General features: G+C 69.1%; 1 protein-coding gene. It reads left to right on the top strand.

Going from position 1 to position 1,377, the window contains the following annotated elements; genetic code table 11:
* Positions 1–154 precede the first annotated feature (154 nt).
* Positions 155–1,377: efflux RND transporter periplasmic adaptor subunit (locus tag APY03_RS35660; protein WP_232324534.1), on the top strand; the 1,223-nt coding region annotated here is incomplete at its 3' end.

Genomic DNA, 1,377 nt, shown 5'->3' with positions numbered 1-1,377 from the left:
CCCCCTACCGCTCCAACCAGACAGGCCTGGTGACGCTCTTCGAGGCGCGGCATGCCGAAGTCGAAGTGCAGCGAAAGCGGCTGACGCTCCAGCGCGACCTGGCCAAGGTCCAGGCGCAACTGGCCTTCCGTCCGCTTTCCTCCGAGGTCTCACCATGAAACGCACACACCTGACGGCGCTGACGCTGCTGGCCGGCCTGCTGATCGCGGGCGGCGCGTTCTACGCCGGCCGCACCACGGGCCGCACGTCCGAGAGTGCCATGGCGCCCTCGCCGGCGCCGAGCAGCACGGGCGGCCGCAAGGTGCTTTACTGGCACGATCCCATGGTCCCGGGCCCTCGCTTCGACAAGCCCGGCAAGTCCCCCTTCATGGACATGCAGCTGGTGCCCGTGTACGCCGACAGCGATCCCGGCGCCGGCGGCGTGAAGATCAGTCCCGGTGTGCAACAGAACCTCGGCATTCGATACGGGACAGTGCGGCGAGCCGAGATTTCTTCGTCGTTCGACGCCATCGGGACGGTGCAGTTCGACGAGCGGCTCAACGTGGCGGTCCAGACCCGCGTCGCGGGCTATGTCGAGCGGCTCTCGGTCCGGGCGCCGATGCAGCGGGTGCGCAAGGGGCAGGCCTTGGCCACGATCTTCGCGCCGGAATGGCTGGGTCCCCAGAACGAGCTGCTTGCGCTCCAGCGTGCAGGCGTGTCGCCGGATCTCGTGGCGGCTGCGCGCGACCGCATGCGGGCCATGTCCATCCCGCCCGAAATCGTCCGCCAGAGCGAAAAGACCGGCACGGCGCAAGCCCGCTTCGTTCTGACGGCGCCGGCCAGCGGCGTCATCGTCGAGCTGGGCGCCCGCGAAGGCGTGGCGGTCACGCCGGGCATGACGCTGTTCCGCATTGCAGGCCTGGAAAAAGTCTGGGCGGTGGCCGAGGTCCCCGAGGTCCAGGCGGTGCGCCTCATGCCCGGGCAGAAGGTCAGGGCGGTCCTGCAGGCCGATGCCTCCCAAGCGTTCGAGAGCGAGATGAAGGAGATTCTCCCGGAGGTCAGCGCGTCCACGCGCACCCTGAAGGCCCGCTTCGAGGTCGACAACGCGCAGGGCAGGCTCACCCCCGGAATGTTGCTGCGGTTGCAGGTGTCCGGCGCCACGAGCACGCGCCTGGTCGTTCCATCGGAAGCCGTCATTCGCACGGGCAGGCGCGCCGTCGCCATCGTGCGCAAGGACACGGACGCGTTCGAGCCGCGGGACGTGTCGCTGGGCGCGGACCTCGGGGATGACATCGAAGTCCTGCAAGGGCTGACGGAAGGTGAGCAGGTGGTCGCGAGCGGCCAGTTCCTCATCGACTCGGAAGCGCGGCTGCGCTCGGTGCTGGGCAGCATGGCCTC

This window comes from Variovorax sp. WDL1, from assembly GCF_001541225.1.
Classification (GTDB): Bacteria; Pseudomonadota; Gammaproteobacteria; order Burkholderiales; family Burkholderiaceae_C; genus Variovorax.
The sequence above is the reverse complement of the archived record's forward strand: the minus strand, read 5'-3'. Positions and strand labels throughout refer to the sequence as shown.